This window comes from Methanocalculus taiwanensis, from assembly GCF_024372745.1.
Taxonomy (GTDB): domain Archaea; phylum Halobacteriota; class Methanomicrobia; order Methanomicrobiales; family Methanocorpusculaceae; genus Methanocalculus; species Methanocalculus taiwanensis.
On sequence record NZ_VOTZ01000066.1, the window covers coordinates 1 to 1,406 of the forward strand.

Genomic DNA, 1,406 nt, shown 5'->3' on the forward strand with positions numbered 1-1,406 from the left:
GGTGTTGGAATGTTCTGGAGGAACTTCTCGATAATCACTTTCTTATGCGTGAGCGATGGACCGATATCATGGATTGTCCCACGATAGGGCAGGATAACCCCATGTTCAGCCTGATATTCCCGGATATCCTTTCCAATCGTTCCAGCGCTCACCCCGATCAGCTCAGCAACATCGGCCTGAGTCAAGACACCTTTCTGTCTATATGCCTCACGTAACAATCGGGCAACACGGTATCTTCGGACCTCTTTGGCAGAATAGCCGTTTGCTCGTAACTTTTTATCATCTTCGTGAGTCACTGAGAGGATTACGGGAACAACTCTCATCTGTGCAAGTTTCTTTCCGGGACCGGGTTTTTCATCCATATGGACAGCAAACCAGAGAGTCTCTCCCATTTCCAGATTCCAGGGATCCCGGGAATACTGCTGGAAGATCCTGATCAGATCCTCGATCAGCATATTTTGCACCCTGTCGCCGCCAACGAACGAATACTGCTCTTCAAGGAGATGTTTAATCTCACCCTGAATGCCCTTTCCAGGAGATGGTGCGACGGATGTCACAGGCTGTCCCCCCGACCCCCTTTTTTCACCTCGAACTCTTTCCCGGATGAGGCGGTGATCTGGGCGATCCGATCAGCTCCGATCTCTTTATATGTTGCATATAATGCCAGATACTCATCAATAACCTTCTCAGAGAGGTTTGTCAGCTCTCTGATCTGGAGGCGGTTATATCCCTTGTCTGAGAGCAGAATAACCTTCGAAAATCCAGTGATATATCGCTTAATAGAGTCGCCTGTATGACGGGTACGCTGTTCGATCTCGGTGTATTCATATCCTTTGAGGTACAGCTCAATGATTTTGGTTTTATGAGATACAGTGGGTCCGATATCCTGGATCTCGCCACGAGTTGGTACAACAATACCTTGGTTCCGCATCTCCTGCATATCCCGTTGTATTGTCCGAATACTGGTTGTGAGGAGTAACGCGAGATCCTCCTGGATGAGAAGACCACCCTGATCATATGCTTCATTTGCAAACCGAAGGAGCTTGTGTTTTCGGAGCCCAGGAACACCCTGCTCCCGGAGAATTGCTGCATCTTCTGGATGAGAGATGGTGAGAGATACAGGAACAAGACGAAGTTGGTCAAGAGACTTTCCTGGCGGCTCTTGTTCACTTACAGCATGATAGATGATCTGTGCGTCTCCCCGGAGATTACCATAGTTGGTTTCGATATGTTCATACATCAGATGAACCAGTGACCGGGAAAGAGCCTGAGAAAAACCATAGTCGATTTTGAGGTTATTGAAGAGTTCTTGTTCATTGGTTTTCTTCCAGGCGTTTAATAGGGATTTGGTATCTTCTCCAGCAACAGGCATTAGTGCATCCTCGATTCCATATGGTTTGACCAAA

The 1,406-nt window shown here is 47.6% G+C and carries 2 protein-coding genes; both read right to left on the reverse strand.

All coding sequences use genetic code 11. The features are described from left to right. The coding region (locus FTO68_RS11800; RefSeq protein ID WP_255333610.1) for a DUF1670 domain-containing protein at positions 1-557 on the reverse strand (557 nt) is incomplete at its 3' end. Then, positions 554-1,406: DUF1670 domain-containing protein (locus FTO68_RS11805; protein ID WP_255333611.1), on the reverse strand; the 853-nt coding region annotated here is incomplete at its 5' end. The genes FTO68_RS11800 and FTO68_RS11805, both read right to left, overlap by 4 nt.